Origin of the sequence: Bartonella senegalensis OS02 (assembly GCF_000312545.1) — a bacterium.
GTDB lineage: Bacteria > Pseudomonadota > Alphaproteobacteria > Rhizobiales > Rhizobiaceae > Bartonella > Bartonella senegalensis.
This window is the reverse complement of sequence record NZ_HE997542.1, coordinates 266715-272738: the sequence shown is the minus strand read 5'-3', so window position 1 is coordinate 272738 and position 6024 is coordinate 266715. Positions and strand designations below refer to the sequence as shown.

Here is a 6024-nt window from a genome sequence, read left to right as displayed (position 1 = left end):
CCAAGCCGATAGTGCACCAGTCATCACGGAAAAAACGGAATATAGGGATATTTTATTTCAAAAACCAGAGGGGGCTGATCGGCTCAGTGATGGGATGTTATATCAGGAGGATCCTAATCTTTGGGGAAAGGGGCACGAATATCAAGAAGATAAATCAGTAGGTAAAGGGCACGTAGAACTTTACTTAGATATTCCACTTTGGAATAGTAAAGAAGGAACCTATGGCACGGCAACATTGAAAGATGGAACAGTCTATAAGGCTTTTACTTGGAAACATAAGTCTATAAAGAAGGAATTGTCTGTACATCGCTATCAATGGAATGGTGATAAGTGGGGAGGATGGTTCGGGAATAGTAACTGGTCACACATGACAGAGGAAACTGTCACGCAAGGGTTTTCGCATAAGCCAGCGGCTCAGGGGATAATTCAATCTCACGGTAATCTGATCATTAACGCTGATGACATTGAGAATCATTACAGCATCATGAGAGCGGAGGGCAATGCGGATATTCATGCGAATGTGCTGACCAATTTGGGGGCGACCACGTATAAAAACACTTATCTTGGTTGTCAGGCAAATACAGATAGTTACTGTTATGCCTATAACGCTGATGGCAGCCGCAATAGTCATCTAGATATTGCCAATGGGAGTATTCGTCATATCAGTTCAGAAGTAACTGATACAGTTTCTGGCCTTGTGCAAGCGGCTGGCACTTTAAATTTGGTGGTTAAGACAGTTAACAATACAGCTGCAAAAGGTTCCATTACGGGGGAAGCCCATTTTGAAGCCAAAGCGGCTGGAGGTAATCCGCTGGAGGCACTGAGTGGTTTGACCGGGGCAGGTGCTTTGTTTACACCAAAAGTGGAGTTCAATGGTGCAGGGGAACCTTCTGAGGGGCTCCCTTTACCAAAGCCCCAATCGGGTGGTGTGGGGGGCACTTTGCCTCAACAGAATTTCATTTATGAAACCAGAGCAGATTTCCTTGATGTGGGCAAATTTTATGGTTCAGTCTATTATTTAAACAGAATTGGTTATCAGCCAGATCGAGAGATTTTTTTCTTAGGGGATGCTTATTTTGAAAAGCAACTGATTGAAAAACAAATGCGTGATCTTGTGGGCCAAGGTTTGGGTAAAGGGTCGTTTATTCCGGGAAAAGATTCGATCGAGCAAGTCAAAAGCCTACTGGATGTAGGGGCAGATTATGCCAAAGCCCACAATCTCCTCTTTGGTGAGCCTTTAAGTGAAGAACAATTGGCAAGCTTAGAAGCGCCGATAGTGATTTATGTACGCCAACAGGGTAAGGGCATGGATGTTTATGCACCGGTGCTGTACATCCCTGAAAAAGACAGAGCTTCCTTTGTTTCTGCTGGGGCTTTGATGATGGGCGATGATGTCAATATGACCAGCAAAGATCTGGTGAATTCAGGGCGGATAAGCGCTACTCATAATTTATCTGTGCACAGTGATGATATTTTGGGTAAAGGGGGGCATTTTGCCGCCGGAAATGATGCTGTTTTGCTTGCACAGAACACTATTCGTTTGGAGGCAGGGCGCACAAGGGTTGATGGTGTGGAGACTGTTTTAAACACCAATGCCTTGTCTTCCGGGGGCAATGCGACAGTTCTTGCTAAGCAAGATATCACGGCATCAGGGGTAAAGATCACCACAGGGGGTGATCTTGCTATGGCCACAGAGCAGGGCAATTTGACGATCGGTGCTGCCAAAACCAAGCATCATAATGCGCAGGGCAATGCCTCCATGCATCAACAATCAGAAGTTCATTCTGGGGGCTCCACAACACTTCTTTCTGGAAAAGATCTGAATATTTTAGGCTCTGAAGTTCAAGCACAGGATAATCTTTTCCTACAAGCAAAAGACAATGTTTCGATTGATGCTACACGCAACAGTGCCAATAGTCATCGCAGGGATCAAACCTCTCATGTTGCTGTACACAATGGCTCTCATTTAAGTTCTGGCAAAGATACCACGGTTATGTCTGGAAAAGATATCCATGTTTCTGCGTCCAGTATAGATGCAAAGGGCAATGTTGCTCTTGGTGCTCAAGGGGAGATCACGATAGAGAGCAAATCCGATGAGATGGAGTATCATTTTCAGAATAAAAACACGAAAGTGGATATGCAAGCCTCTGTTGCTGTTGGCTCTTCGATCAATGCTGGGGGCGATATTACGGCTATTGCGGGGCAAGATGGCAAAGCGCATGATCTCACCATCACGGGCAGTTCCGTTACGGCTGATGGTAAGGTGGGGCTGAAAGCCAGCCACGATGTTCTGATTAACAATGCGGAAAATAGTTTACATTATGAGATGTCCTACCATAAAGAGGGTGGGATGTTCAGCAGCAGCAAATCCGAGCATAACAAGATTGATGCAACAGAAGTGGTAGGTTCAACGATAGCAGGAGGCAAAGGCGTTGCCCTTGAATCGGCAAACAACACGGAAATTGTTGCTTCGACGCTCACAGCCGGCAAGATAGGGGAAACACCCGATCAGAAACAAGCGGATATTTCTATTCACTCTGGGGGAAATATTCTCATCAAAGGTGCGCAAGAGAAGTACGATCAGCAACAACAATCTTCAGAAAGTGGTTTTTTGCATGATAAATCTTCCAATACATCTCAATCCCATACCACAACGGTTTCCTCCGTTCTTGGGGCGACGGGCAATATTGATTTGCAAGCAAAAAAAGATGCCACGATTACGGCTTCTCATGTGATTGCAGATCAAGACATCCATGTGAGCGGGGAAAGTGTGACAATGAATGGCATAACAGACCATCATAAGAGCTATTCAGAAACCCATGAAACGGGTTTTGGTGTGGGCTCAGGCAAGGGCTTTGTCTCAATCTATGGCAGTGAGGGAAAGACAGAAAATGAGGAAAGTTTTGAACATCAAGGCTCTTCGCTCAATGGAAAAAATATTACCATCACCGCTACAAAAGAAGATGTGGATATTGTGGGCTCTGACTTTAGCGCAGAGGAAAATATTAATGTTTCAGCAGCCCATGATGTGAACGCTTCACCTGGTCAGAATAGTCATAGCACAAGCACAAAAGAAGAGCGCACAGGCTTTGGCTTTCAGTTTGAAAAAAGCAAAAGTGGTGCCTCTATTGGTGTTGGGGTTGCGGGCGCTAAAGATACGGGTGATCAATGGGAAAAAACCAATGTTCAGTCCAATTTCCACGCAGGCAATGATGTGCAGATTAATGCCGGCAATGATGTGAATTTACAAGCAACAAATGTTTCGGCAGATCGTGATGTCAATATTGATGCGGGCAACAATATCACACTATCGGAAAGCCATGATACCGCTAATACACAAGAAAAACATGAAAAGTTTTTTGCCGGTGTGACGACCACTGTTGATATTGGTGCCCTTGGCACAGTACAAGGCATAAAAGATTCAGCAGACCGCATGAATAATAAAGATGGAAACGGTAAAGTTGGTAACGCTATACTAACCGGCCTCAAAATCAATCACCTCTTTAATACAGGCAGGAATTTTGTTGATTGGTTGGGTGGCAACACAGGGGAAAAGGGAAACCTAAGCAAAGGACTAAGCAGCACATTAGGAAGGTTGGGAGGTTCCACCAAGGATGCTCTTGCTGATATCACTGGTGCATCTGGCAGTGTGAGCGTGGGCTTTAAGAGCGAGAAAGTAGAAGCCTCTTCTCAAGGCTCCAATGCGATAACGACGACAATAAAAGCAGGACATGCTGTCAACATAAACGCTCACAAAGGAGATATCCATGGAGTTGGTAGTGATATTACCGCTGGCACAAACCCTCTGATCAATGATGAACAGAGCGGGAATATTACCTTGAGTGCAGGACAAGACATCAATCTTGAAAGTGCACAAAATACGCAAAGCACACAAAACAACAGTGAAAATACTTCCATGAGTGTTGGCACCGGTTATGGCACAGGCGGTGCAGGGGCAACAGGCAGTTCTGCCTTTAGTCAAGGGGAAGGTTCTAGTGAGGAAGTACATCACAAGAACAGCCATATTATAGGCACGGGTACTATTCAAACCAACAGTGGGAAAAACACTACCCTAGCAGGCGCAGTGTTTTCTGGAAACGGTGTAGAGATGGGTGTTGGTGGCGATTTCACTATTACCAGCCTCAGTGATACGGGAAAAAGCTCCAGCAAGCAAAATTCTGTTTCTGTTGGTTTTGGTGTTGGAACAACCAGTGGAGGAGGTTCCATGAACGCCTCTTTTCAAAAGGATAAATCCTCTAGTGATTATCACAGTATTGTGGAGCAATCAGGTGTTAAAACCGGTGATGGCGGCTTTGATATCACTGTTGCAGGAGCAACCACGCTCACGGGGGGGCTTATTGCCAGCACTGCACCGGCAGACAAAAACAAACTGACCACAGCAACTATCAGCACCAGTGATATCACCAACAGCGCTCATGCGCAAGCCAGCAGCAAAGGTTTTAGTCTTTCTGGGAATGACACGGTAAAAAACATTACCAAGAATGTTTTAAACCATGGCAAAGCCAAGGATAGTGCAGAAGGGGAAACCAAATCTGCCATCAGCGATGGCACCATCATCCTAACCGGCGCTTTCAACCAGAGAGCAATGGGGCAAGATGCTGGACAAATCATTGCTTCCATCAACCGCAACACCGCAGCAGCCCACCAGGCTGTAGCTCCGATAGATGCCACACCGCTTGAGGCAGCCGTGCATAATCGCTTAGACATGATCAATGATTTATCCGATGAAGGATTGGGATACAGGGATAAAATTCATCAAATCACAAATGTCAAAGAACATCCCACCGGAGAGATTGCGCATGATGAAAATGGCAATGTCATTTATGCAACAGATAAAAATGGAAACTATATAAAAGATAGCTATGGAAGAAAAATACCTCTATATCGCTATTTAAAATCAGAGGAAGAGGAGCATTTACAAAAAGGCTCTGATGGCAAGGTTCATATGTTTTACAATGGCATTTTTAATTCATCCGATGATGCCGCGCGTTATGCTGTCCAATTTGCTGACAACGATCATGATCATCTTTATTTTACATATTTTCCCCAATCTAAAGACTGGGAAGTAGAGGCAGGTATAGGGGTTTTTCAGAAGTTTTTTGAAGGTAAATTTTTCTTTGGATTGACCAATTCGACCAAGAAGTTTCAGAATACAATGTATCTTTATGGCAATACAGGATTACATATTGATGGGCACAGCCGTGGTAGTATGACAGTAGGTAACGGAATGCATGATTTTGAACAGCGTGGCATTCACGGTATAGCAGGCAATACGAGTATCAATCTTTTTGGTCCAGCTTATAACGCTCAATCGATGGCAAATACGCTCGATTATTTAAGTGATGGCAAGCAAACCACTGTCGGCTTGGAAAACCACGCATATGACTTTGTTGGTGTAAAGTTTGGCAAAAATCCGGCTACTTTTTACCAGATACCTTCTGGCAGTGGTCCCTGGAACGAGGCATGGAGAATATTTAAGACTTATCCTACTGTCCATGCTTGCTATGGTCATGCAAGTCGTGAGTGTACATCGTTCTATGGCTCATCTCATCGTATACAAATTCATTCAATTAAATCAGGGGGCAAGAAATGAAATACATCTTAAAATTATTGAGTGTGCTTGTTTTGTTTATGATAGCAGGATGTAATTTTTTTAAGCCTTCTCCGGGGTATATATACATGTGGGAGAAGCCAGGAGCAGATTTTACTGAGGTAGGAAAAGCTTTGTTAGAATGTGGCATGCCAACCCCTTATGATGAAGATTCAGAAAGTAGAGAGCAGAGCATTAATGAGCAAGCAACAGTTCATGCTTGTATGATCCAATCAGGATTCCATTATAAAGGGAGAGGTAACTGGTGTTATACATTTAAAGAAGAAAACCTTCCGATTTGTCGTCCTGGTGCTGTCATTCCCCAGAGAAGTGTCAAGAGGCGCTTAAACAGCCCGTTTTGTAAAAAACATCCAGAACAACCTGAATGCAAACCTTAAATATTTGTGATGAAA

Annotated in this window: 2 protein-coding genes; both read left to right on the top strand. The window is 44.1% G+C overall.

The window, feature by feature from the left end; genetic code table 11:
- The coding region (locus BN200_RS06995; RefSeq protein ID WP_019221832.1) for a hemagglutinin repeat-containing protein at window positions 1–5614 on the top strand (5614 nt) is incomplete at its 5' end.
- Window positions 5611–6009 carry a hypothetical protein gene (locus BN200_RS06990; RefSeq protein WP_019221831.1) on the top strand — a complete coding sequence of 133 codons (399 nt, stop codon included), beginning with the start codon at window positions 5611–5613 and terminating at the stop codon, window positions 6007–6009. The genes BN200_RS06995 and BN200_RS06990, both read left to right, overlap by 4 nt.
- Window positions 6010–6024 lie beyond the last annotated feature (15 nt).